This is a genomic window from Microtetraspora malaysiensis (genome assembly GCF_050947145.1).
Classification (GTDB): domain Bacteria; phylum Actinomycetota; class Actinomycetes; order Streptosporangiales; family Streptosporangiaceae; genus Microtetraspora_A; species Microtetraspora_A malaysiensis.
Map to the genome: position 1 here is coordinate 4,976,229 of NZ_CP191998.1, position 22,378 is coordinate 4,998,606.

Annotated in this window: 21 protein-coding genes and 2 pseudogenes; 11 read left to right on the forward strand and 12 right to left on the reverse strand. The window is 69.4% G+C overall.

What is annotated here, in order from left to right; genetic code table 11:
- The first annotated feature begins 215 nt into the window (after positions 1 to 215).
- Positions 216 to 1,958 (forward strand): bis-aminopropyl spermidine synthase family protein, encoded by a 1,743-nt coding sequence (locus ACQP1V_RS23630; protein ID WP_433411782.1) that lies wholly within the window; start codon positions 216 to 218, stop codon positions 1,956 to 1,958.
- 20 nt (positions 1,959 to 1,978) lie between these two features.
- Here the strand turns inward: ACQP1V_RS23630 and pgm are convergent, their stop codons facing one another.
- On the reverse strand, positions 1,979 to 3,619 hold the full coding sequence (pgm, locus tag ACQP1V_RS23635; protein ID WP_433411784.1) for a phosphoglucomutase (alpha-D-glucose-1,6-bisphosphate-dependent): 1,641 nt from the start codon (positions 3,617 to 3,619) through the stop codon (positions 1,979 to 1,981).
- A 428-nt stretch (positions 3,620 to 4,047) separates the two neighbouring features.
- Positions 4,048 to 4,908, reverse strand: coding sequence for a class I SAM-dependent methyltransferase (locus ACQP1V_RS23640; RefSeq protein ID WP_433411786.1), 861 nt, complete (start codon positions 4,906 to 4,908; stop codon positions 4,048 to 4,050).
- Between the two features lie 269 nt (positions 4,909 to 5,177).
- Here ACQP1V_RS23640 and ACQP1V_RS23645 point away from each other — a divergent pair, with 269 nt between their 5' ends.
- The 3 genes from ACQP1V_RS23645 to ACQP1V_RS23655 all read left to right on the forward strand — a co-directional run bounded on the left by ACQP1V_RS23645 (position 5,178) and on the right by ACQP1V_RS23655 (position 8,522).
- Complete coding sequence (locus ACQP1V_RS23645; protein WP_433411788.1) at positions 5,178 to 5,831, forward strand: GNAT family N-acetyltransferase; 654 nt, start codon at positions 5,178 to 5,180, stop codon at positions 5,829 to 5,831.
- Between the two features lie 623 nt (positions 5,832 to 6,454).
- A complete protein-coding gene (locus ACQP1V_RS23650) occupies positions 6,455 to 7,495 on the forward strand; it encodes a trypsin-like serine peptidase (RefSeq protein WP_433411790.1) in 1,041 nt (346 codons plus the stop codon).
- A gap of 649 nt (positions 7,496 to 8,144) precedes the next feature.
- A complete protein-coding gene (locus ACQP1V_RS23655) occupies positions 8,145 to 8,522 on the forward strand; it encodes a hypothetical protein (protein WP_433411792.1) in 378 nt (125 codons plus the stop codon).
- A gap of 298 nt (positions 8,523 to 8,820) precedes the next feature.
- On the opposite strand, the pseudogene ACQP1V_RS23660 reads toward ACQP1V_RS23655, so the two are convergent.
- Positions 8,821 to 9,270, reverse strand: a pseudogene (locus ACQP1V_RS23660) (IS30 family transposase); the annotation flags it as partial.
- Between the two features lie 739 nt (positions 9,271 to 10,009).
- Here ACQP1V_RS23660 and ACQP1V_RS23665 point away from each other — a divergent pair.
- On the forward strand, positions 10,010 to 11,134 hold the full coding sequence (locus ACQP1V_RS23665; RefSeq protein WP_433411794.1) for a terpene synthase family protein: 1,125 nt from the start codon (positions 10,010 to 10,012) through the stop codon (positions 11,132 to 11,134).
- 98 nt (positions 11,135 to 11,232) lie between these two features.
- Here ACQP1V_RS23665 and ACQP1V_RS23670 read toward each other — a convergent pair whose 3' ends face one another.
- Positions 11,233 to 11,604, reverse strand: a complete 372-nt coding sequence (locus ACQP1V_RS23670) for a hypothetical protein (RefSeq protein WP_433411796.1) — start codon at positions 11,602 to 11,604, stop codon at positions 11,233 to 11,235.
- A gap of 6 nt (positions 11,605 to 11,610) precedes the next feature.
- Here ACQP1V_RS23670 and ACQP1V_RS23675 point away from each other — a divergent pair.
- Together ACQP1V_RS23675 and ACQP1V_RS23680 are read left to right on the forward strand one after the other, a co-directional pair.
- A pseudogene (locus ACQP1V_RS23675) lies at positions 11,611 to 12,009 on the forward strand (AMP-binding protein); the annotation flags it as partial.
- Positions 12,010 to 12,031: 22 nt separating this feature from the next.
- Positions 12,032 to 12,496, forward strand: coding sequence for a hypothetical protein (locus ACQP1V_RS23680; RefSeq protein WP_433426142.1), 465 nt, complete (start codon positions 12,032 to 12,034; stop codon positions 12,494 to 12,496).
- 80 nt (positions 12,497 to 12,576) lie between these two features.
- Here the strand turns inward: ACQP1V_RS23680 and ACQP1V_RS23685 are convergent, their stop codons facing one another.
- Together ACQP1V_RS23685 and ACQP1V_RS23690 are read right to left on the reverse strand one after the other, a co-directional pair.
- Positions 12,577 to 13,020, reverse strand: coding sequence for a hypothetical protein (locus ACQP1V_RS23685; RefSeq protein ID WP_433411798.1), 444 nt, complete (start codon positions 13,018 to 13,020; stop codon positions 12,577 to 12,579).
- A 143-nt stretch (positions 13,021 to 13,163) separates the two neighbouring features.
- Entirely contained in the window at positions 13,164 to 13,643 is a 480-nt protein-coding gene (locus ACQP1V_RS23690) for an ArsI/CadI family heavy metal resistance metalloenzyme (RefSeq protein WP_433411800.1), read from the reverse strand.
- 126 nt (positions 13,644 to 13,769) lie between these two features.
- Between ACQP1V_RS23690 and ACQP1V_RS23695 the strand changes: the two genes are divergently transcribed.
- The 4 genes from ACQP1V_RS23695 (at position 13,770) to ACQP1V_RS23710 (ending at position 16,191) form a co-directional block, all read left to right on the forward strand.
- The gene (locus tag ACQP1V_RS23695) at positions 13,770 to 14,153 is read left to right on the forward strand and encodes an ArsR/SmtB family transcription factor (RefSeq protein WP_433411802.1); all 384 of its coding nucleotides are present in this window, start codon (positions 13,770 to 13,772) and stop codon (positions 14,151 to 14,153) included.
- Positions 14,150 to 15,250, forward strand: coding sequence for an ACR3 family arsenite efflux transporter (gene arsB, locus ACQP1V_RS23700; protein ID WP_433411804.1), 1,101 nt, complete (start codon positions 14,150 to 14,152; stop codon positions 15,248 to 15,250). Before ACQP1V_RS23695 ends, arsB begins: the two co-directional genes overlap by 4 nt.
- 84 nt (positions 15,251 to 15,334) lie before the next feature.
- Entirely contained in the window at positions 15,335 to 15,691 is a 357-nt protein-coding gene (locus tag ACQP1V_RS23705) for an arsenate reductase ArsC (RefSeq protein WP_433425925.1), read from the forward strand.
- Positions 15,688 to 16,191 carry an N-acetyltransferase family protein gene (locus ACQP1V_RS23710; protein ID WP_433411806.1) on the forward strand — a complete coding sequence of 168 codons (504 nt, stop codon included), beginning with the start codon at positions 15,688 to 15,690 and terminating at the stop codon, positions 16,189 to 16,191. The genes ACQP1V_RS23705 and ACQP1V_RS23710 overlap by 4 nt, the downstream gene beginning before the upstream one ends.
- A 449-nt stretch (positions 16,192 to 16,640) precedes the next feature.
- Here ACQP1V_RS23710 and ACQP1V_RS23715 read toward each other — a convergent pair whose 3' ends face one another.
- Genes ACQP1V_RS23715 through ACQP1V_RS23740 form a run of 6 tightly spaced genes read right to left on the reverse strand, consistent with a single transcriptional unit; the run spans position 16,641 to position 22,344 of the window.
- A complete protein-coding gene (locus ACQP1V_RS23715) occupies positions 16,641 to 17,582 on the reverse strand; it encodes a nucleoside hydrolase (protein ID WP_433411808.1) in 942 nt (313 codons plus the stop codon).
- Between the two features lies 1 nt (position 17,583).
- Complete coding sequence (locus tag ACQP1V_RS23720; protein ID WP_067133455.1) at positions 17,584 to 18,333, reverse strand: glutamine amidotransferase; 750 nt, start codon at positions 18,331 to 18,333, stop codon at positions 17,584 to 17,586.
- 12 nt (positions 18,334 to 18,345) lie between these two features.
- Positions 18,346 to 19,443 (reverse strand): phosphotriesterase family protein, encoded by a 1,098-nt coding sequence (locus tag ACQP1V_RS23725; protein WP_433411810.1) that lies wholly within the window; start codon positions 19,441 to 19,443, stop codon positions 18,346 to 18,348.
- Complete coding sequence (locus tag ACQP1V_RS23730; protein ID WP_218001796.1) at positions 19,440 to 20,477, reverse strand: ABC transporter permease; 1,038 nt, start codon at positions 20,475 to 20,477, stop codon at positions 19,440 to 19,442. The genes ACQP1V_RS23725 and ACQP1V_RS23730 overlap by 4 nt, the downstream gene beginning before the upstream one ends.
- Positions 20,474 to 21,313, reverse strand: a complete 840-nt coding sequence (locus tag ACQP1V_RS23735; RefSeq protein ID WP_387414225.1) for an ATP-binding cassette domain-containing protein — start codon at positions 21,311 to 21,313, stop codon at positions 20,474 to 20,476. The genes ACQP1V_RS23730 and ACQP1V_RS23735 overlap by 4 nt, the downstream gene beginning before the upstream one ends.
- Before the next feature lie 50 nt (positions 21,314 to 21,363).
- A complete protein-coding gene (locus tag ACQP1V_RS23740) occupies positions 21,364 to 22,344 on the reverse strand; it encodes a substrate-binding domain-containing protein (protein ID WP_084258919.1) in 981 nt (326 codons plus the stop codon).
- Between the last annotated feature and the right edge of the window lie 34 nt (positions 22,345 to 22,378).

Sequence of the window (22,378 nt, forward strand, 5' to 3'; positions counted from 1 at the left end):
CTGCCGTACGCGGCCTGAACCGTCGACTCCATCGATGGCGAGGAGCTGCAAGCTCGGTCGTTTACGGCCGAGAAGCTGACAAGCCCCCACGCAGCCCTGGCCGACCAGTACGTCCGTCATGCTCCCAGGATAGATCGTCTGTCTGTTTGTTCCAGCCGGGAAGCGAGCGGGCGGACGGGGACGGCCGCCCCCGGCGCCGTCGATAGGGTGACCAGGTGAATCAGGGGACATACCGGAACGCGGATCGCGGCGATCAGGACGCGGGGCGCGACGCTTTGCGCGCACTGCTGACGGGAGTGGACGCGCGGCGCTACCGCCTGGCGTTGGCCCTGCTGTGCGAAGGCGGGTGGTGGACGCGGGCCGATCTGGTCCGGGTCACCGCCACCTCCAGGCGGGGCGTCGAGGCGCTGCTGCGCGAGGTCGCGGTCGAGCACTCCGGCGACCGGTTCCGGCTGACCGGCGCGGAGGCCCGCGCCTGCCGGGAGCTGCTCGGGGAGGATCCCCTCGCCGCTCCCGCCGCGGAAGCGCCCCGCGTTCCCGGCCCCGCGCCGGACGCGACGGGCCCCGGCCGGAGGGGACCCGGCCTGCCTGTGGGCGGACTGCCCGCCGACCCGGTCGGGCACCTGCTCCCCCGGCACGCGGACCTGCTCGCGCGGATGGAGGGGCTCGTCGCGGGCGCGCCGCGCGCGGTGCAGGCGCTGGACCACGTCGCGGCGACGCCGGAGACGGTCGTGCGCCGGGCGCTGCTGCTGGACGCGCGGTTCTGGTTGCCGGGGGCGCGGCTCCTGTGCGTGGGCGACCACGACCTGACCTCGCTCGCGGTGGCGCTGCTCCGTCCGGACGTCGAGGTGACCGTCGTGGACATCGACGAGCGCATCCTCGGCTACATCGGCGAGCAGGCCGAGCGGCTGGGCCTCAACGTGCGCACCCGCTGGGCGGATCTGCGTCTCGGCCTGCCGCCCTCGGTGCACGGGTACGCGGACCTGGCTGTCACCGACCCGCCGTACACGCCGGAGGGCATCGGCCTCTTCGTCGCCCGCGCCTGCGAGGGACTGCGGGACGTGGAGCAGGGCCGGATCCTTCTCGCGTACGGCGCGAGCGAGCGGACGCCGATGCTGGCGTTGAAGGTCCAGAGCACCCTCCACGACCTCAACCTCGCCTACGAGGCCATGTATCCGGATTTCAACCGGTATTTCGGGGCAGAGGCCATCGGCTCGGCCGCCGACATGTACGTCCTGCGCCCGACGACCAAGACCCTGCCCGCCGTGGCGGCGCGGACCGAGCGCTTCGCCTCCGCGATCTACACGCACGGCCCGCAGTCGGTGGAGTCCCAGGCCGCGGCGAGCGGCGCGGACGCCGCCGCGCTCGCGGAGTTCGCCCCCGGGCTCCTCGTCGGCGAGTGGCCCAGGGACCTGCTCCCCCGGGCCCCTCGGGCCAAGCTGGCCACGTGGCTGGCCAAGCCGTACGCGGCGGCTGCCGAGCGGGTGGCGATCGCCGTACCGGCCGGGTTGGAGGCCGCGCTGCCCCGGCTGTTGCTGGCCGCGCGGGGGCCGCATGTGCGTGCCTACCTCGGCGCGCCCCTGGACGATCTCTCCGCGCTGTCCGAACCGCTCGCGCCCGTCTACGCCGTCCGCGCGCGCGGAAACGTCGTGGACGCGACGCGGCGACCGCTGCCGGAGGAGGTCCCGGCCGGGCAGGCGAGCGCGGCCGTCGTGGAGGAGCGCGTCGAGATCATCCTGCGCCGGATCCTGGACCACGCGCACGGCAAGCTGGCCAACACCTGGCGCGAGGCGCTGACCAAGCTGCCCGGCGGCCCGACCAAGAAGCAGGCCCGCTCGATCGTGGCCGCCGTCGCCCCCTGGTCGGCCGACGTCACCCCTCTCGAACTGCCCGCGCACCGGCTGCGGGAGCTGCGCGCCGCCGTGGCCGCGTCACTGGCCCAGGCCGAACCGTCTTAAGCCGCCGGGCGCGCGGGTGTTCAGGCGCGCAGGGCGTCGCTGACGAGCTCCCGGGCCTCCTCCTGCACCTGGGCGAGGTGCTCGGGGCCGTGGAACGACTCGGCGTAGATCTTGTACACGTCCTCGGTGCCCGAGGGACGCGCCGCGAACCACGCGTTGGCGGTGCAGACCTTCAGCCCGCCGATCGGCGCGCCGTTCCCCGGCGCGGTCGTCAGCACCTCGGTGATCGACTCGCCGGCCAGGGAGTCGGCGGTGACCTGGTCGGCGGAGAGCTTCGACAGCACCGCCTTCTCCTCGCGGGTGGCCGGCGCGTCCACCCGCGCATACGCCGGGTTGCCGAAGCGGGCGACCAGGTCTCCGTACAGCATGCTGGGCGAGCGGCCGGTGACGGCGAGCATCTCGGCGGCGAGCAGGGCCATGATGATGCCGTCCTTGTCGGTCGTCCACACCGAGCCGTCCCGGCGGAGGAACGACGCGCCCGCGCTCTCCTCGCCGCCGAAGCCCAGGGAGCCGTCGAGCAGCCCGGGGACGAACCACTTGAACCCGACCGGGACCTCGACCAGCCGCCGGTTGAGGTCGGCCGCCACCCGGTCGATCATGCTGCTGCTGACCAGCGTCTTGCCGACCCCGGCCGCCGCCTGCCAGCCGGGCCGGTGGCCGTACAGGTAGGAGATCGCGGCGGCCAGGAAGTGGTTGGGGTTCATCAGCCCGGCGTCGGGGGTCACGATGCCGTGCCGGTCGGCGTCGGCGTCGTTGCCGGTGGACACGTCGTACGCGCCCCGGTTCGCGATCAGGGACGCCATCGCGTGCGGCGACGAGCAGTCCATCCGGATCTTGCCGTCCCAGTCGAGCGTCATGAACCGCCAGGTCGGGTCGACCAGCGGGTTCACCACGGTCAGGTCCAGCCGGTGCCGCTCGGCGATCTCTCCCCAGTAGGCCACGGACGCGCCGCCGAGCGGGTCGGCGCCGATCCGCACGCCCGCGTTCCTGATCGCGTCCAGGTCGAGCACGGAGCCGAGGTCGTCCACGTACGCGGACAGGAAGTCGTACCGGCCGGTCGTCTCGGCGGCCAGGGCCCGCGCGTACGGCACGCGCCTGACCTCCTTCAGCCCGCTGGCGATCAGCGCGTTGGCCCGGTCCTGGATCCACCCGGTGGCGTCGGTGTCGGCCGGGCCGCCGTTCGGCGGGTTGTACTTGAAGCCGCCGTCGGCCGGCGGGTTGTGCGACGGCGTCACCACGACGCCGTCCGCCAGGCCGGACGTGCGGCCGCGGTTGTGGATCAAGATGGCATGCGAGACGGCCGGGGTCGGCGTGTAGCCGTCCCTGCTGTCGATCAGCACGGTCACGCCGTTGGCGGCGAACACCTCAAGCGCGGACACCCGGGCGGGCTCGGACAGGGCGTGCGTGTCGGCGCCCAGGAACAGCGGCCCGTCCACGCCCTTCATCGCCCTGAACTCGCAGATCGCCTGACTGGTGGCGAGGATGTGGTCCTCGTTGAACGCCGTGTTCAGCGCCGAACCGCGGTGCCCCGACGTCCCGAAGGCCACCCGCTGCCCCACCTGCTCGGGGTCCGGGTGCAGCGCGTAGTACGCGGTGACGAGACGGGCCACGTCGACGAGATCGGACGGCCGGGCGGGCAGTCCCGCACGCTCATGGGCCATGGGCTTCTCACGCTCCTTCAATGTCGGCCCGCTCGGGCCGGCACACCGGCCTTCACGCGGGCCGCCACGCTGGCCCGCGTGTTGGCCGGTCACTACAGAACACTCACAAGACCTACAGATCAGTCTGCCGCATCGCCACCGGCGGCCCGATGCCCGAGCCTCACCTTGCGGACGAGCCGCTCGCGACGGCGTCCCCGGTGTTCGCACCGCGCCCGTCCCGATGCGGGACGGCCCCGGCCGGAGAAGACCGGCAGGCTTTCGAACATACAGCGGACACACGGTCCGGGACGATCCTCAAGGTGTGCGCCGATGAGCCTCGTGCGTGACAACGTGGAAGCACCCGCCCGGCCGGAAGGCACCGAGTTCTGTGTCCTCGCGCCCTCCGGGGAGGCGGCCGGCTGATCCGGCGGACGCCGTGGCCTCCGCCGTCAGTGGTCGAGCGGGGGCGACTGGAAAAGCCAGATCACCATCGCCGGCACGTCGCCATGGGCGGCCAGCGCCGCCTCGGGCACCAGTTGTGTCAGGCACCACGGCCAGACGTCCCAGACCTCGATCGCCTCCGACGTGGACGGCGTCTCCGCCGGTCTCGGGTCTCCCGTCTTCGGCACCCGGGGCTCCTCGCATCGGCGTACCTGCAATCCGGCCGACAGGCCCGCGCGCAGGTAGTCGCCGATCGAGTGGCGGTAGCTCGTGATCCGTCCCGGCTTCCCGTCCGCCCGCCGTACGGTCGGGACAAGGCCTCGGGCGACTCCTTCCGGATGCATGTCCGAGATCAGGACGTACCCGCCCGGACGCAGCACCCTGGCGAACTCGGCCAGCACCGGCTGGAGCGAGGGAACATGCGTCAGCGCGAGCGAGCAGACGACCAGGTCCACCGCGTCGTCGGGCACCGGCAGGCGGTGCAGGTCCCCGAGCAGGAAGTCACCCTCCGGCACCCGGGCCCGCGCCCGGGCGAGCATGTCGGGTGAGCCGTCCACGCCGAGGACCCGGTGGCCGCGCTTGGCCAGCGACGCCGCGACCCGGCCGGTGCCGCAGGCGGCGTCCAGGGCGACGCCCGCCGGAATCTCGTCGAGGATCCGCTCGACGATCGGCTCGTCGATGTCGAACAGGCCGTTGGGCCCGTCATAGGTGGGCGACCAGATGCGGTATCCCTCGGTCGTGCCCACGCGCGCCACCTCGATGGCCGCGTCCGCCAGCGCCTCGTCGTCGAGCAGCCGCCGCACCTCGGCGATGCGAGCGTCCACGAAATCGCGGTCGAATTCTCCCGTGAAGGACCGCAGCAGAGCCATGCCCTCGACGCCGATCAGGTACGCCAGCTGGATGCTCGTAGATCACCGCTCGAGAGTAACGAGACCCGCCGCTCCCATTCCATCGAAATATCCCCACCCGGCGCCCCTCGCCCTACCCCCAGGCCGGTACCGGCGTGCGGGGCCCCAGGCGCGAGACCTCGGGAACGACGCCTCCATCTTTGCCCAAATCGCTGACATGGCGATGACGATTCTGATCTCGGCAGTAATTTCAGTTGCGTGGCGTGGACTGAGTCGTAATGATCCGGCCCGTGCTTGCTGACCTGTGGCCCCAATACGGCCTGACCATCTTCACACCACGACTTGAACTCCGCCTGCCGCGCGAGGAGGAGCTGGCGGCACTCGCAAGTCTCGCGGGCAAGGGCGTGCACCGGGCGGACGAGCGCCCGTTCTTGACTCCGTGGACCGACGGCGGCCCCGAGGATCGAGCACGGTCCGTGCTCCAGGGACACTGGAGCCAGCTCGCGGAGTGGGACGTGGCAGCGTGGCAGCTCGGACTCGGGGTCTTCCGCAACAGCCGGCCGCTTGGCGTGGTCACGCTTCGAGCACGCGATTTCCCAGTCGTTCGGGAGGTCACGACGTCCTCGTGGCTGGGCATCGAACACCACGGCAAGGGCTACGGAACCGAGGCACGGACCGGCCTGCTCACCCTGGCCTTCGACCACCTCGACGCACGTGCCGCGCGCACCGAAGTGTTCCACGACAACCACGCCTCTCAGGGCGTGTCCCGCAAGCTCGGCTACGAGCACGACGGCGTCTCGGTTGACGCCCGCGGTGACGAGGCCGTCGTATCCGACCGCCTACGGCTCACCAGACAGAAGTGGACTCAGCAGAACCGGCCCCCGGTAGGGGTTGACGGGATGACAGCTTGCCGCCCGATGTTCGGCCTGGACGTGGCGGGGTGACTTCATAGGAGTCAGCCGTTCACCTGCGGATGACGCCTCGCGGGCGTGAAAATCTGCGTGGGGCCGCCTCGCCGACGCCGCATGATGTTTGAGCCGCCGAGCTCGCATAGGAGTCTGACGAGGGAGAAGCCGGTGGAGGAGACCAGGGAGGTCCGCCAACTCCAAGCTCTCGGCCACCAGGTCACCCTCACGCCCGCCACCTGATCGCCTCGGCACTGGCCGGTCCACGACATCCGTTCCGCTGCGCAGAGCGGAGGCTGCCGCCTGCCCGGCTTAGGTCCGATTTTCCGTTCAGCATTGTTATCCGCTCATGCCACGACGCGTTGTGTCGCGGACGAGGAGCCTCTGACTTCCCCAGCTGCGTCGAGATCGCGGCGTCGCCCCCGCCCGACGCCCCTCGTGGTACGCCCGGTCCGGTACCGGCGTACCCGGGACCCCAGGCGCGAGACCTCGGGAACGACTCCTCCATCTCTGCATAAATTTGGCCACACTGGTTGTCTTCACAAGATTTTCCACAATGGGTAAGATCATTTTCCTGCCCGGCCGCGCTGATCATCCGGGCCGATTTTCCATGCTGACGGGGCCCGTGAAGGACGCCCCACGACCGGACAGGGAGATCGATTATGAGGCGCGCACTGGTCGCGTTAGGTGTCGGCTTAGGTCTGCTGGGATCCACTGTCATCTCCGCGCCGACTCAGGCCGCGAGCCCGGTGGCGGCCCCGCTGGCCTCCACTGTGGCGGCCGCTCAGGAGGTCGCGGCGTTCTGGCTCGCCGACGGGGCCGCCAACCTGAAGAACGCCACACCCTACGCCGTACAGACCGTGGCCCACGGAGAACGGACGTCCACCCCCATCGTCCCGGACGGCAAGCCCGGCGTGGTCCCGCCGGCGCCGGGCCCGACCTCGCCGAAGGGGAAACTGCCCACGACCTCAGGCAAGGTGTTCTTCGTCGGCGCCGACGGACAGCCGCACTGGTGCACGGGCACCGCCATGCAGTCGAGCTACAAGAACGTCGTCGCCACGGCCGGTCACTGCGCGAAGGACACCCAGAGCGCCGGCGCCATGCTCGACAAATGGGCCTTCGTTCCCGGCTACTCCGAGGGCACGACCCCGTGGGGCCTGTACGTCGCAAAGCAGGCCTTCGTCCACTACGACTTCGACGTGTACGAGGACTACGACCGCGACTTCGCCTTCGTAACTGTGTACAACGGCGTCGTCCTGTCTTCCTCCGGCATGCTGACCGACAGCGGGAGGCTGGTCGAAAACGTCGGCGGACAGGGCCTCGCCTACAACCAGACGACGACTTCTTCTGTCGACGTCTTCGGCTACCCGGCCGGACCCAATCCCGACGGAACCCAGCCCTACACAGGCCAGACCCTCGAACGGAGCTACGGCAAGACCTTCAACGCCATGGCTTTGGACATCAACGGCGAGCGGCTCATCGGCGTCGACTCCCCCTTCACCGGTGAAGGCTCCCTCGGCTCCGCCTGGCTGCACAACTACAGCAATGGCAGCCGCTCCGGTTACCTCAACGGCATCACAATCAGCGTCTCCGACACCGATGGCGACAACCGCTACGACATCAGCGTCTCCCCGTACTTCGACGGCGAGTTCTTCGGGGTCTACAACGTGGCCAAGAACCTCTGGAGCGGCACCATCGTGTAGACGGCCGCCGCACGCTGCCCGGCCCAGCCGGGCGGCGGTAGTCGAGCGCGAGCCCGCACACCACGACGCCTCATCCATTTCCAGGCAGGAAAGGGATGGGGCGTCGCGTCGTGTCGGGATCGTGCGTCACCCATGCGCGTGAACCCGGGCATGGCCCGGAGGAATGCCCCAGCAGCTCCTTGACCCAGTCGTCGCCCTCGGCGGCTGGTTTCCGTCTGCGTCGAGGAGCGATCCCCCGAAGGTCGCCCGGGGTGCCCCATGCGATCCGGGCGGCGCCCTCGCCGCGGATGTACCAGTGCCGGAGCTGGTCGGCGTTGCCGCGGTTGCGATCGGCGCCGCCGGCCTTGTCGGTGGGCGGGTCGAGGCGCGGCCAACCCCTACCGGGCCGGTAAGAAACCCCGTCACGCGGACTATCGATGCGCACCTTCCGGCCAGATCACGATTAGACCGCGATCCGGGCCACCGCTGATCAATAACACGAAAAGAGCTCCCTAAGAACGGAATGGCGGTGTTTGTCGCCTCACAGCGCCGGAGATCCACACGATGCGGAAATAGCCCCATCGAGGGTTATCCGGGGCATTCTTCGGCCTGGATGGCGGAGATGCTCGAGCGTCTAGAGGAATCGATTCCTTTTCAGGGGAGAATCGCTATGTCCAAGTTCAAGAGTCTCGTCGGGCTGCTCGCCGTGGGCGCCGCGTTGACCGGTGGGGCGGTCGCGCTGGGCGCCGCTACCACCGTCACTGCGGCGAGCGCCGCCATCGTCCAGGCCGGCGGCTACATCCCCCCGCCGGCCCCGGTGGTGAAGCACGTAACGGTGGCGAAGCCGGTAACGGTGACGAAGCCGGTCACGGTGACGCCGACGGTCAGCTTCCCCAGATGGGAGAGCAGCCGCAACCGCAACCACAACCGCAACCACAACCGCGACCACCAGCAGCAGCGCGGAGACCAGCGCCAGCACCAGCGTCAGCACCAGTTCGTGGTCAACAACATCCGGATCAGCCAGCCGCGACAGGAGCGTGAGGACTGAGGCTTCGACGTCCCGTGAAACGGGCTCATCGGGGACGCAGGGCTGAGATAGCCGGTCTCACCCAATTAAAATCGGTGGCATGCGCCGTCGCCGCACTCAAAGGCCAGTAGGAGGAACGGCCGAGGGGACGCATATCGATCCGCAGGACCTGAACGTCCACGAATCGGTTGGCTCTTGCCATCTAGTGGAGGACCGCGAACGACCTGCCGGCTCATACAGGAGCTGGCCTGCTGATCTGCACCAGAGCGCCCCGCCACCCTTCGCCAGGCGAATTCGAGGGGTCGTCGCAACACTGTGATCAGTTACTGGCGGCGAGAAGCATAGCGAGACGCTCGGCTGGGGTATCCCAGTCGAGCGTCTTTCTTGGCCTCGCGTTGAGTTCGGCAGCGACGGCATCTAGGAATTCGCGCGTGTGGACAGACAAATCGGTGCTTTTGGGGAAGTACTGGCGCAGCAGGCCGTTGGTGCTTTCGTTCGAGCCGCGCTGCCACGGACTGGCCGGATCACAGAAGTAGACCGGCATGTCGGCCGCGATATGGCCGATGTGTGATTCTTGCCGATGATGAGGTCACCTTCCCAGTGGCCGGGGACGGCTCGGTCGGTGGCCTCGGCGGGCCGTTCGCTGATCTTCACCACCGCGGCCTTGAACGTAGAGGGCCTGGTAGATCGTCTCGTGGCACACGTAGATCTCCGCGCGGTCGGGAAAGCTCCTGCGCAGGCTCTGGCAGATCTGCTCAGGACTCCAGCGTTTGTGCATGTGGTCCTGAATGTATGCCCGAAGTTCGGGATTTTGCCCGATCTTGCTCGGCTTGGGCCGGGGGCGGCGTGAGTCGGCGCGAGACCGCCGGACGGCCACGGCGGGAGAAGGCTTCGGCGAATGACTCATCGGCGAACAGCGGCCCGAGCGCTTCACGCATCCGAACAGCCAGCGTGCCCTTGGGGAATGCCGCCCGCACCACCCGTGCGGTTAACTCCGGCACCTCCTGATCACCCCGAGCATCCAGCGACACTTTCCCACCTCTCATGACCCGACCGGCGCACCGATCCTGCCCGTATTACCCAGCTATGGTGGTGGATTTGTGGATTTACCAACGGAGTCATCCATGCCGAAGATTGCCCCGGATAACCCTCGATGGGGCTATTTCCGCATCGTGTGGATCTCCGGCGCTGTGAGACGACAAACACCGCCATTCCGTTCTTAGGCAGCTCTTTTCGTGTTTATTGATCAGCGGTGGCGCGGATCGCGGTCTGATCGTGATCTGGCCGGAAGGAAGGACGTTCGTCCGATCAGACGATTCCGGGCCGACCGGCAATGTGTCGCCACGACCCGCCACCCGATCGAAGCTGGAAACCAGCGGCCTTGTTTACCCACCGGACTCACCGGGTAGCCTCACCGGCGATATCGCGCTCCTTGATCCGCCTGCCGGCAACCCACCGCTCTCCAGCGGGCGTGACCCCGAACTGACGGCACCATCCAGGAGGCCGCGTTGACGGACGCCTTCCAGCTCCCCTCGTTCTATATGCCGTTCCAGGCCAAGGTGAATCCGCACCTGGAGGCCGTCCGCCCGCGAGTTCGCGCCTGGGCATGCGCTGTGGGTCTGCTTGAGCCGCTGGGCACCGACTCACACCACGGCGGCTGGAGTGCGGAGACCTTCGACCGGGCGGACTTCACCCGGTTCACCGCCTGGACCTATCCCCATGCCTGTGCCGAGGAGCTGGAGTTGTTGTCTGGCTGGCACAGCCTCATCTGGTGCCTGGACGACGTCTTCAACGCCGGGTGTGAAGCTCTCGGTAACCGGGAGCAGATCCTGCGACGTATCGAGCGACTGATGGCATTCATGCCGATCATGACACCCGGCCTGGTGCCACCTCCCGAGCATCCTGTGGAACGTGCGCTGGCCGACCTGTGGCGCCGCACGGCGCCCTCGGCGTCGATTCCGTGGCGCCTGCTGTACACCAGGTCCGTACGGCAGTTCCTGGAGGCATCGCTGTGGGAGACAGAGAACCTCGAACGCCACCGGTTTCCCGACCTCATCGAGCAGACCGAGATGCGCCGCGACTACGGGGCGGCCGGGTGCAGCGCTCTACTGATGGAGCACTCCCTCGGTTGGGAGATCCCCGATGACATCCGGGGCACCCGGCCGTTCACTGTGCTGATCGACTCATTCCGGGACACGGTCGATCTGCACAACGACATCGTGTCCTATCCCAAGGAAGTCCGCGAGGGCGTCGCGAGGAACAACATCGTGCACGTGGCCCAGGAACTCCTCGGTGTCTCCCTCAAGGACGCGGTCTCCTTCGTCGACCGCATCCTGACGGGCCGGGTCAGGACACTCGAAGAGAACGTCGAGACGGACCTCCCGCAAGTGCTGCATGACCTGCATGCGGATCCTGAGACTCAGCGTGCCGTCCTACGGCATGCCCAGGCCATCCAGGGCTGGGCTGCCGGCTCGTACCGCTGGCACAGCGAAACCGATCGGTACCGGCCCGCCGCCGACTCGCACCGCCGGGATTCCGCGCGGGACTTCACCATCCCTTCGAGCCTGCTGTCCACGTGGGAACGGGACGCGTTTCTCCGCGATTTCGGGAGCCGCCCAGAAGCACGGGCTTGATGGCGTCGCCGCCGGCGGGACCAGCTCAGCACATCAGTCGCGGTGTGAGCGGTCCTGATGGAGCAGTCGAACGAGCAGGCGCCTGATCTCGCCGAGGGTCAGTAGGTCCAGTTCGGGGTCGCCGGCAGGCCGAACTGTCCCGGGCGGCCTTCGCCCGCCGATTGGGTGGCGGGCTTGTGCCCGCGCTCGACCTGGGCGATGAGGCTCTTGGAGCACGGCTCGAACCACCGTGGGAACTCGGCCCCAAGGGAAAGATCAAAGTCGATCCCAAGGAAGACATCATCAAGCGCCTTGGCCGCTCCCCTGACAACGCGGACGCCCTGCTGCTGTCCCGCCCCGTAGGCGGGGTGGCCGACCCCTTCCGGCGCGTCACGGCGCAGAACCGTGCTGTAGGACGTGCGGGGTTCGCTGGCTGTGTGAGATATCCCTCTCCCGTCGTCGTGGCGCTGGTGGTCTGGGGAGGTGACCATGTAGTGATGACCTCCTCGCCCCGCCCGCCGCACGTCGGTGGCCGACCGGATCCGATAGGCGGGACTACCGCGCTCGGTGGAGAGCCCGCTCCCGCCCGCGGGTACCTGCTGGACAACGCGCGCGCCGAGGCGGGCGAGCGATTCGTTTGGCTGGCCGAGCTGTTCGACGGTGTGACGCGGGGGCACTTCGATCGACTGGGGGTCAGGGTTGGCTCGCGCTGCTGGGAGGTGGGGGCCGGTGGCCGCAGTATCCCGGAGGCGCTCGCGGCGGCCGTCGGTCCGACCGGGCACGTGCTGGCGACGGACATCGACCCGTCGTGGCTGAAGGCAGGCGGCGGGTACGAGGTGCGCCGGCACGACGTCGCCGCTGACCCGCCCCCGGAGCCGGGGACGTTCGATCTGGTGCACGCCCGGCTCGTGCTGGTCCATGTACCCGACCGGGCTCGGGCGTTGGCCACGATGGCTGCGGCCCGGCGGCTGGCTGCTGGTCGAGGACGCCGATACCGCTCTGCAGCCACTGGCATGCCTGGACGACAGCGGCCCGGCGCAGCGGCGGGCCAACCGGCTGCGTGACGCGGTCCGGGAGCTGCTGACGCGCCGCGGCGCGGACCTGCGCTACGGCCGGACACTGCCGCGGGCATTGCGTGAGGCCGGCTTGGTAGATGTCGCCGCGGCGGGCTCTTTCCCGGTCGGCGGGCTGGCCTGCGACCGGCTGGAGGCGGCGACCATCCGGCACGTGCGCGGCGAGCTGCTCGCGGCCGGCCTGGCCGACGACGCCGAGATCGACGCGCACTTGGCCGCCATCCACGCGGGCAAACTCGACCTGACACTCGCGCCGCTGATCTCGGCCTGGGGACGCCGTCCAGCCGAGCACCCGCCGGCACTCGGTTAGGTGCGGATCCAGGCGTTGTCCGACCTGCCCACAGCGCTGTTCGTCGAGGAGATTTTCGGGCCGCGGCGGGCGCGATCGACTCAAAGTCGAGTTCGCCGCCGCCATGGTGGTTCTCCTCCCAGTTCTCGCGCCAGAGCGACGTCGATGTAGAGAATCAGGTCCCGAAGGTGGTCCCGGTGTGTGGCCCCCTGATCGTCGAGCCGTTCGGGCTGATCCTTCCAGTGCCTATCGATGATGCGGTGAGCCTGCGCGATCATGCCGTGCACCAGGTTGGTGGCCCCGGCCGGGTAGATCAGGATCTGGATGTCTGCTGCTCCGGTCGCGCCGGGCGTAGCGATCAATACCATGAGACCGGTCTGCGGCAACCGTCTCGAAGAGTGTTGGTGACCAAGATCGGGACTCGGCGTAGCCCGGCGTTCCGCCCACACCTGCAAGGCCGCCTCGGTCACCTCGGCCGGGCACGGCTCCTCCAGCTCCTCGTGGAGCGCGGCAGGCAACTTTGTGAGCGGGTTCGCCTCGTCCATCCGGTCATCGTCGCGACCGGGGCCGCGCGGCGCGGGCGGCTCGTTGCCCTGGGACGCCAGGGACGCACGGCATCGCGGACCACAGAGGGGACGACACACCCGATCCACAGCACACCACTGCCGTGGGTAGAGATGCGTGACCGTCAGCAGCAGCCGCCGGTGGCGGCCGTGGCCTGCTGCGCATCCTCGGTTTCTGGGCTACCGCAGACGCAAGGAGCCGACAGGTCGCCGGAGACCGCGCTCTTGCCGAGGGTGTCGGCGTCGGCCTTGACCACGTAGACCTCCCACGGTTCGCGTCCGGGGCCGTGCACCCACACCTTGTCCTGCAGGGCGTAGCAGCAGGAGGTGTCGTTCTCCTCGAAGGTAGCCAGGCCCGCCTCCTTCAGTCGCTCGGTCGCGGCGGTGACCTCCTCGGTCGAGGACACCTCGACGCCGAGGTGGTCCAGGCGGGTCTCCTGTCCGGCCTCTCCCTCGATCAGGACGAGCTTGAGCGGCGGCTCGGTGATGGCGAAGTTGGCGTACCCCTCCCGGCGCTTGGTCGGCTCGGCGCCGAACAGCCGGGAGTAGAAGGCGATCGATCCTTCCAGGTCGGCGACGCGCAGGGCGAGCTGGACACGGGACATGTGATCCTCCTCGGACACGTGGGCGGGTGGTGGCCATCCACCACCGCACGTGCTGGTTAGATGAACATCTAACCAGCGCTTCGCCGCCAGCTTGCAGCCTGCTTTGAACTCTGTCAAATTAGAAATATGTCGAAACAAGCGCTGCCGGTCATCCAGTCCCCGACGAGCGGCACCGGCGACACGGCCTGCTGCACGCCGCTGGCCTGCGCGCCTCTCGGCCAGGCTGAGGCCGAAGAGCTGGCCGCGCTGTTCAAGGCGATCGCCGACCCGGTGCGGCTGCGTCTGCTGTCCCTCATCGCCTGCCATGAGGGCGGCGAGGCGTGCGTGTGCGATCTGACCGACGCCTTCGACCTAACCGCGCCGACCATCAGCCACCATCTGAAGGTCCTGCGGAAGGCGGGCCTGATCGACTGTGAGCGGCGCGGCACCTGGGTCTACTACTGGATCAACCCCGGGACGCTGGAGCGGTTGTCGGCGATCCTGGGGCCGCGTGTGGTGGCGACGGTATGAGCGACATACCCAGGACTGCTGTCGCTTCCGACACCGCGGACGGCGCCGCGGCGGTGGTGGTGGGACGGTTGTCGATGCTGGACCGACTGCTGCCGGTCTGGATCGCCGCCGCCATGGCCGCCGGGTTGGTGGCCGGCCGAGCGATCCCCGGCCTGGGAAGCGCGCTGGAGGCCGTGCAGGTGGACGGTATCTCGCTGCCGATCGCGCTCGGCCTGCTGGTGATGATGTATCCCGTGCTGGCCAAGGTCCGCTACGACCGCCTGGACACGGTGACCGGCGACCGGCGACTCCTCATCTCCTCGCTGGTGCTCAACTGGCTGCTCGGCCCGGCCGTCATGTTCGCCCTGGCCTGGATCTTCCTGCCCGACCTGCCTGCCTACCGCACCGGACTGATCATCGTCGGCCTGGCCCGCTGCATCGCCATGGTCGTCATCTGGAACGACCTGGCCTGCGGCGACCGGGAGGCCGCCGCCGTCCTGGTCGCGCTCAACAGCGTCTTCCAGGTCATCGCCTTCTCCGGGCTCGGCTGGTTCTACCTCAGCGTGCTGCCCGGCTGGCTCGGCCTGCCCCAGACCGAGCTGGACGTCTCCACCTGGGACATCGCCCGCTCCGTCCTCATCTTCCTCGGCGTCCCGCTCGTCGCCGGCTACCTCACCCGCCGCCTGGGAGAGAAGGCCAAAGGCCGGCACTGGTACGAGACCCGCTTCCTGCCGAAGATCGGCCCCGCGGCGCTGTGGGGACTGCTGTTCACCATCGTGATCCTGTTCGCTCTGCAAGGCGAGGCCATCACATCCCAGCCCTTCGACGTGGCCCGGATCGCGCTGCCGCTGCTGGCCTACTTCGCCATCATGTGGTGCGGCTCCTTCGCCCTGGGCCGGCTCGCCGGGCTCGGGTACGCGCGCACCGCGACGCTGGCATTCACCGCGGCGGGCAACAACTTCGAGCTGGCCATCGCGGTGGCCATCGCCACCTTCGGCCTCATATCCGGCCAGGCCCTCGCCGGGGTGGTCGGCCCGCTGATCGAGGTTCCCGCCCTGGTCTCGCTCGTCTACCTGTCCCTGGCTTTGCGCCGCCGCATCCAGCCCCAGCCCGCCTGATCGCCGCCCTCGCGAGGAGCCGTCCCTGTGTCCGATATTCCGGAAGTGCTGTTCGTCTGCGTCCACAACGCCGGCCGCTCACAGATGGCCGCCGCCTTCCTCACCCACCTCGCGCCGGGCCGGGTCCGAGTCCACTCCGCCGGATCCGCGCCCGCGGACGGGGTGAACCCGGCCGTGGTGGAGGCGATGAAAGAGGTTGGCATCGACATCTCCGCGGAGATCCCCAAGGTGCTCACCGCCGACGCGGTGCGCGCCTCCGACGCTGTCATCACCATGGGATGCGGGGACGCCTGCCCGATCTTCCCCGGAAAGCGCTACCTGGACTGGCAGCTCGACGACCCCGCGGGCCGGGGAGTGGAGGCCGTCCGCCCGATCCGCGACGAGATCGAGAAGCGCGTTCGCGGCCTGATCGCCGAGATCCTCCCGGAGGAACACCGATGACCGCTGACAGCGTGCGCATTGTCGCCATGGCGCCTGAGCACGCCGACCAGGTACTCGCGATCTACCAACTCGGCGTCGACGAGGGCCAGGCGACCTTCGAGACCGCCGCCCCCACCTGGGAGCAGTTCGACGCCAGGAAACTGCCCGCCCACCGGCACGTCGCCCTCGATGACGAGGGGCGGGTGCTGGGCTGGATCGCCGCCGTGGCGTTGTCGGACCGCTGCGCCTACGCCGGCGTGGTCGAGCATTCCGTCTACGTCCACCCCGAGGCGCGTGGACGAGGAGTCGGACTCGCGCTGCTCCAGGCGTTGATCCGATCCACCGAGGCCGCCGGGATCTGGACCATCCAGTCAGGCATCTTCCCAGAGAACGCCGCCAGCCTCGCCCTGCACGCCCGCGCCGGCTTCCACATTGTCGGAACCCGCGAGCGCATCGGCCGCCACCATGGCGTCTGGCGTGACGTCGTTCTTGTCGAACGTCGCAGTCCGATCATCTCTTGAGGTCCCAACAGACCGACGTGTCCTGGTCAGCCTTTCGGCGGCCGGCCTCCTCCGGCTCCGCGTCCCGGACGGCCGGCGTGCCATCGGGTGAGGGTCTCCGGGCGCCAGACCAGGGTGCGGCCGAACCGGGTGCCGGGCGGCGGGAAGTCGCCCGGTCGGGGGTTCCGTCACCCCTGGCGAATCACATTCGTGGGGGGGAACCATGTGACGAAGGTATGACTGTGAGTGCCGGCTAAGTTTCACACGATCGTGAAACTCCGGATCAGGCGGCGTACCCCATCCGGCGCGGAGCGCTGCCGGCCAAGCGCTGACCCTGTGCGCGCGTGCGCCCCGTCGCCTGGATGGCGGCGGGGCGCGTTTCATGATCGTGCGTCACACGTGCGTCATGATCTTCGCGGATCGTGGAGTTTCCTGGACGATTCCCGAAAGACGTCTCTACAGGTCCTGGGCTACTTCGCGGCGCCCAGCGTCTCGATCGCGCCGATCATCAGGTCCCAGAAGCGGTCACGGTCGAGGATCAGGCCCACATTCGCGTTGGGCTCCCAGTCCATCCGGCCGTGCAGGTCGGCGACCGTGGCACCCCGGGTGTACTTGCCCTCGACCTCGATCCGCAGCCCCACCCGCGCGTACGTCATGACCTGCGGGTCGATCAGGTACGCGATGGTGATCGGGTCGTGCAGCGGCGGCGCCTCGAAGCCCCACGCCTGGTGGTAGCTCGACCCGAAGAAGGTGAGCAGTTCCACGCAGACGCGGGCCAGCGGGGTGCCGAGCGCGGAGATGCGGTCGAGCACGTCAGCGGTGACCAGCGCCTGGTGGCTGACGTTGAGCCCCACCCACGTGGTCGGGACACCGCTGTCGAGAACCTCGGCGGCGGCCTCCGGGTCGGTGACGATGTTGAACTCGGCGTACGGGGTGTGGTTGCCCCGCTCGGTCGAGCCACCCATGATCACGATCTGGCGGATCCGCTCCCGGTCCTCGGGGTGGCGCCGCAGCAGGGTCGCGATGTTGGTCAGCGGCCCGATCGCCACGATCGTGACGGGCTCGTCCGCCGCCGCGAGCGTGTCGTGGATGAGCTCGACGCCGTGCCGCGGGTCGAGGGGCACGTCCGGCTCGCCGAACGCCGGGCCGTCCAGCCCGCTCTCCCCGTGCACGTAGTCGCCGACCTCCAGGGTCCCGGTCAGCGGCCGGTCGCAGCCGGCCGCGACGGGCACCCCGGTGACCCCCGCCAGGCTGAGCATCCGCCGGGCGTTGAGCGCCGTCTTCTCGACGGTCTGGTTGCCCGCGACGGTGGACACCGCGCGCAGGTCGATCGCCGGATTCGCCACCGCGAGCAGAATGGCCATGGCGTCGTCATGGCCGGGGTCACAGTCCAGGATCACCGGGATGGGCACGTCAGATCTCCTTGGCCAGCCACCGTACGGCGCGGGTGAACAGGGTGGCGTACCCGTCCCACGCCATGAACTCGTCCGGGCACCAGTGCGGCGCGATGTCCGACGCCCAGGCGAGCGTGCGGCCGGCCCCGGCCTCGCGTACGGCGAGCAGCGGGTCGCCGCCGACCGTGGCGAGGAGGGTCGCGTCCTCCGGCACCTCGAACCGGTTGTACCCGAGCAGCGCGGGCCATTCCGCGGGAAGGCCGGCGGTGATCGGGTGCGAGCCGTCGGCGAGGGCGCCGGGCACGCCCTGCGGCGTCTCCACCCGGTCGTCGAACCGGGAGATCCGGGCGGGCAGCACCCGCTCGACGGCGGTGCCGCTGTAGGCGGCCTTGGCCTCGAAGCCCTGGAAGCTCAGGTAGCCGCCCGCCATCGCGAGGCCGCCGCCCTGCTCAACCCACTCCGCCAGCAGCTCGATCCGGTTGACGGTCTTGCCGCAGGCCAGCCAGGTGTCGGGGTGCAGCAGGATGCTGTTGGCGCCGATGTCGGAGAGCACGATGACGTCGTACGCGGACAGGGCGTCGAGCGTCCCCGGGAACAGTTTGGGCACGTCGTGCGCGGGAAGGTGGTCGACCTCCACGCCGTCGGCGACCAGGACGTCCCGCAGCGGCTCGAAACCGGTGTGGTAGGTGGTCGAGGTGAACGCGTCGAAGCCCTTGTAATGGGTCGAAACGCTCACCCACGATTCGCCGGCGACAAGCACGCGGGTCATGAGGATGTCTCCTTAGAGGGTGTCGATGGTGTCGGAAGTGTGGCGGTTCCCTGGCGCCGCGAAGGCCAGGAAGAGGTCGCGCGGGTTGTCCACGAGCATCCGCGTGGTGTCCGCGGGGGTCAGCCCGTGCCGGTGCAACCGCGGCACGAAGTGGGTCAGGATGTGCGCGTAACCGGTGCCGCCGTAGCGGACCAGCATGGTCTTGAGGAACACGTCCTGGGACAGCAGCACCCGGTGGCCCAGCCCGGCGCGGTGCAGCCACGCGACCGCGGCGGCGTTGTCCTCGTCGCACGGGGACTGGCCCTCGCCCGGGTAGAGGTAGTCCATGCCGCACATGTCGTACCCGAGGTAGGCGCCGCGGGTGGCGAGCGCGACCTGGTAGTCGCGGTCCCCTCCGCTGGGGTTGAGGTGCGACAGGACGGTGGCCTCGATCAGGCCGCCCTCCTCGGCGATGACGTCGAGCACGCGGTGGCCGTGCCGTACCCACCCGGGGAGGTGCACGGACAGCGGCACCCGCGTGCGGGCCTGCGCCCGCGCGGCGGCGCGCAGGACCTTCTCCTCCTCGGTGGTGAAGTCCGGGGAGACACCGATCTCGCCGATGACGCCCGCGCGCACGCCGTCCACGCCCTCGGTGAGGTCGCGCTCGATCTCGGCGGCGATGTCCGCGACGCTCATGCCGCGGACCCGCTCGGGATGGGTGCGCTCCAGATAGAAGCCGCAGCCCATCACGATGTTGAGACCGGTGGCGCGGGCGATCGCGGCCAGCTCGGCCGGGGCGCGGCCGAGGCCCTCCGGGGTGACCTCGAGGACGCTGCGCCCGCCGCGCGCGGCGAACCGGGCCACCTCCTCGATCGCGACGTCGGTGTCGTCCAGGGACACGTTGTCGCGGGAGAGGTACGGGTCGTTATGCAGCCGGCCGAGGAACTCCATCCGCACCGGCGCGCTGGCGATCAGCTCGCCCTCGGCGTCGCCGTCGGGCGCCGGGTGCCAGGCCAGGTCGCCGTCGTTGCGCAGGTGCTCGTGGCAGAGCGTGACGCCCAGCTCCTCGACGGGCACCGGGCCGAGCACCGTGGTCACGGTGACGCCGGTGCCTCGCGCCCCCGTGGTCATTTGCGCACCGCGCCGAATCTGGCCCAGACCTTGCTGTTGGCGAAGATGGCCAGCAGCAGGATCGCGCCCTGCACGATCTGGACGTAGAACGGCGAGACGTGCAGCAGCACGAGGCCGTTGGCGATGACGCCGAGGGTGAGCGCGCCCAGCATGGTGCCGAGCATGCTGCCCCGGCCGCCGAAGAGGCTGGTGCCGCCGAGCACCACGGCCGTGATCACTTCGAGCTCGAAGCCGCTCCCCGCATTCGAGGAGCCGGAGCTGAGCCGGGTGGCGATCAGCACGCCGGCCAGGGCCGCGGCCAGGCCGGTCAGCACGTAGACGGCCAGCCCGACCTTGCGGGTGTTCACGCCGGTACGGCGCAGCGACTCGCCGTTGGAGCCCAGGCCGATCACGTACCGGCCGAACGGCGTGCGGGTCAGGGTGATCCAGCCGACCGCCGCGACCACGACGGCGAGGATGACCGGCACCGGGATCCCGGCGACGCGTCCCTGCCCGAGCTGGACGATCCACAGGTCGCCGTCGATCGGGGTGGAGTACCCCTCGGTGGCGCGCAGCGCGGTGCCGCGCATGATCGACAGCATGGCCAGGGTGACGATGAACGGCGGGATGTTCTGGTACGACGAGAACCAGCCGTTGATGAACCCGATCAGCGCGCCGAGCGCGAGGATGGCGACGAGCGCCAGCGTCGGGTCCCAGCCGTGCTGCAGCACGATCGCCAGCAGCGACCCCGTCAGCGCGACCGTGGATCCGACCGACAGGTCGATGCCGGACGTGCTGATCACGAACGTCATGGCGATGGCGACGATCAGCGTCGGCGAGATCTGCCGCAGCAGGTTGAGCAGGTTGCCGGTCGTCGCGAACCGGTCCGCCGAGAACGCGAAGAAGATCAGCAGGAGGACCAGCACGACGCCGATCGCGATCGTCTGCGCGTGCTTGCCGATGTGAGCGTTGGCGCGGGCCGCGCGCGTGGTCACGACCCGTTCGCTGACGACGGGTGGCTTGCCTGCGGTGGTGGTCGGCTCGCTCGTGGTCACCGTCGCGCTCCCTCGGTCGTGTCGTTCCCCTTCCGCCCGCCGGCCTCTCCGGCGTCACTCTTGCCGGAGTCGATCTGGTCGTGGGCGACGATCTCGGAGACGAGCCGCTCCAGGCTGGTGGCCCGGGCGTCGAGGTCGGCCCGCAGGGTGCCCTCGTACATCACGCAGAGCCGGTCGCAGACCCGGAACAGGTCCTGCAGGCGGTGCGTGATCAGGATGACCGAGACGCCCTGCGCGGAGACCGTCTTGATCAGTTCGAGCACGGTCTCGACCTCGGCGACGGCCAGCGCCGCCGTGGGCTCGTCGAGGATGAGCAGCTTGGGGCCGAAGGTCACCGCGCGGGCGATGGCCACGGCCTGGCGCTGCCCTCCGGACAGGCCGCCCACCGGGATGTCGGTGAGCGGGATCCGGATGTTCAGCGCGTCCAGGTGCTGACGGGCGTCCCTGTGCATCCGCGCGACGTCGAGCAGCAGGCCGCCGGCCTTGCGGGGCTCGCGGCCGAGGAACAGGTTGCCGGCCACGTCGATGTCGTCGCAGAGGGCGAGGTCCTGGTACACCATCTCGATGCCCAGCTCGCGCGCGTCGCGCGGCGTGGCGAACGAGACCGTCTGCCCGTCGAAGACGATCTCGCCGGAGTCCGGCACGACCGCGCCCGCGAGCACCTTCATCAGGGTGGACTTTCCGGCGGCGTTGTCGCCGACGAGCCCGATCACCTCACCCGGGCCGACGCGCAGCGTCACGCCGCGCAGCGCGTCGACCATTCCGTAGCGCTTGCGGATGTCGCGCATGACCACCCGGTCGACGGTGCGCTCGGCGGCGCCGTCCGCTGGGGCCACGGGTCTCACCTCCTCTGCTTTCCGTCCGGTCTCCGGTGCCGTGTCGTCGCTCACTTGAAGGTGGCCCGGTACTGGTCGACGTTGTCCTTGGTCACGATCGTCACCGGCACGTCGATCGTCTTCTTGGCCTGGGCGCCGCCGACCAGGGCCTTGGCCTCCTTGACCGCCTCGTAGCCCTCGGTCTTCGGGTCCTGCTGGACGACACCGGCGACGAACCCGGCGTCGATGCCGCTGATCGCCTCCTTGGTGAGGTCCCAGCCGAAGACCTTGACCCGGTCGGCCGCGTTCTGCGACTTGACCGCGGCGACGGTGCCGAGGAGGGCCGGCTCCCCGGTGGCGTAGACGACGTTCATGTCGGAACGGGAGGTGAGCAGGTTCTCGGCGGCCGTCATGGCGGCCTCCTGCTTGTTCTGGCCGTCCACCGTCTGCACGATCTTCGCGCCCGCGCCCTCGACCGTCTTGACGAAGTCGTCCTTGCGGATGTTCTGGATGAACGAGTTGAGCGCGCCGACGACGCCGATCTTGGGCTCGGAGAGGTTCTGCGCCTTGGCCCAGTCGTTGACGAACGCGCCGGCCTTCTGGGCGGCGTCCGCGTTGTCCACGCCGACCTGGGTGTCGACGGACGGGGAGTCCACGATGGCGTCCACCGCGACGACCTTCAGCCCGGCATCCTTGGCGATCTTGACGGCGGGCTTGATGCCCTCGACGTCGATGGCGACCACGACGACGGCGTCGAACTGCTGCTGGACGAAGTTGTCGATCGCCTCGTTCTGCTTGGCGGGGTCGTCGTTGGCGTTGAAGATCGTCAGATCGACGCCCGCCTCCTTCGCCGCCTGCTCGGCGCCGGCGTTCATCTCGTTGAAGAAGATCGCCTGCTGGTTGATCTGGACGAGGCCGACCTTCGGCTTGTCACCGCCGCCGGAGGCCGCGGAGCCGGAGTCGTCCGTGCCACCGCACGCGGCGGCCAGCAGGCCGGTCGCGAGGATTGCGGTCGCCGTGGTGATGCGGGTGAGTCGAATGGATCGTGCCATCGGACAGCCTTTCGGGGGCCGCTCCAGTGGAGCC

Coding starts and splice junctions, on each gene's coding strand:
- pgm (WP_433411784.1), bottom strand. CDS start 3,619: ATGGCCCATGAGCGTGCGGGACTGCCCGCCCGGCCGTCCGATCTCGTC.
- ACQP1V_RS23640 (WP_433411786.1), bottom strand. CDS start 4,908: ATGGCTCTGCTGCGGTCCTTCACGGGAGAATTCGACCGCGATTTCGTG.
- ACQP1V_RS23650 (WP_433411790.1), top strand. CDS start 6,455: ATGAGGCGCGCACTGGTCGCGTTAGGTGTCGGCTTAGGTCTGCTGGGA.
- ACQP1V_RS23655 (WP_433411792.1), top strand. CDS start 8,145: ATGTCCAAGTTCAAGAGTCTCGTCGGGCTGCTCGCCGTGGGCGCCGCG.
- ACQP1V_RS23670 (WP_433411796.1), bottom strand. CDS start 11,604: ATGGTCACCTCCCCAGACCACCAGCGCCACGACGACGGGAGAGGGATA.
- ACQP1V_RS23680 (WP_433426142.1), top strand. CDS start 12,032: ATGTACCCGACCGGGCTCGGGCGTTGGCCACGATGGCTGCGGCCCGGC.
- ACQP1V_RS23685 (WP_433411798.1), bottom strand. CDS start 13,020: ATGGACGAGGCGAACCCGCTCACAAAGTTGCCTGCCGCGCTCCACGAG.
- ACQP1V_RS23690 (WP_433411800.1), bottom strand. CDS start 13,643: ATGTCCCGTGTCCAGCTCGCCCTGCGCGTCGCCGACCTGGAAGGATCG.
- ACQP1V_RS23695 (WP_433411802.1), top strand. CDS start 13,770: ATGTCGAAACAAGCGCTGCCGGTCATCCAGTCCCCGACGAGCGGCACC.
- arsB (WP_433411804.1), top strand. CDS start 14,150: ATGAGCGACATACCCAGGACTGCTGTCGCTTCCGACACCGCGGACGGC.
- ACQP1V_RS23705 (WP_433425925.1), top strand. CDS start 15,335: ATGGCCGCCGCCTTCCTCACCCACCTCGCGCCGGGCCGGGTCCGAGTC.
- ACQP1V_RS23710 (WP_433411806.1), top strand. CDS start 15,688: ATGACCGCTGACAGCGTGCGCATTGTCGCCATGGCGCCTGAGCACGCC.
- ACQP1V_RS23720 (WP_067133455.1), bottom strand. CDS start 18,333: ATGACCCGCGTGCTTGTCGCCGGCGAATCGTGGGTGAGCGTTTCGACC.
- ACQP1V_RS23725 (WP_433411810.1), bottom strand. CDS start 19,443: ATGACCACGGGGGCGCGAGGCACCGGCGTCACCGTGACCACGGTGCTC.
- ACQP1V_RS23740 (WP_084258919.1), bottom strand. CDS start 22,344: ATGGCACGATCCATTCGACTCACCCGCATCACCACGGCGACCGCAATC.